The following is a 639-nucleotide window of genomic DNA, read 5'->3' on the forward strand; positions in this document are numbered from 1 at the left end:
GTTACCCCGCGTCCCTGGGCCGAACGGAACGTATCGGGCCGCCGCGCGTGTCCCGCCGTTGTACGCCAGAGTGCTGCCGGCCGTGCCGTGTCGCGCGGTTTTCGCGTAGCCAGCCTTTCCCCACCCCTTGCCCTGAACCTGCCTTTTTGAGGATGTGGAGTCCGTTGAACCCAATTCCCGAAGTTTCGCTTGTCGCCGGCGACCGACACGCCCGCCGGCCCGCCACACCGAACCCTCCCGCGCGCCCCTTCATGCGCCTGCTTCCCGCCGCCGCGGCGCTTGGCGCGATCGCCGCGTTCAGTCTCGCGGCGACGCTGCCCGCGGTCTCGAACACGCCCTCGCCGACCACGCTCGGCGCGGCCAGGACCCCGCAGCAGGTACTCGCCGCCACGCCGTTCCCGAGCGCGCAGCGCTTCGTCACCGATCAGCTGGAGGCCGCGATCGCCTCGCGCGACATGCGTCCCGGCCGCTTCGCCTCACGCTTCGCCGCGGGGCGCAGCCTGCTCGGCGACGGCAGCGAACTGTTCTCGCTCGCCGCGCCCGCGTTCGGCATAGGCGAGCCGCCGCTCGCCACTGGCCTGCGCACCGGCGCCATCACGCACTCCTTCGCGCAAACCCTGCAGCAGCTCGATATCCCGC

1 pseudogene is annotated in these 639 nt (G+C 72.0%); it reads left to right on the forward strand.

The features are described from left to right. Nucleotides 1–251: 251 nt before the first annotated feature. A pseudogene (locus HWY05_RS37625) lies at nt 252–639 on the forward strand (M23 family peptidase); the annotation flags it as partial.

This window comes from Paraburkholderia sp. BCC1876 (genome assembly GCF_902833695.1).
Taxonomy (GTDB): Bacteria; Pseudomonadota; Gammaproteobacteria; order Burkholderiales; family Burkholderiaceae; genus Paraburkholderia.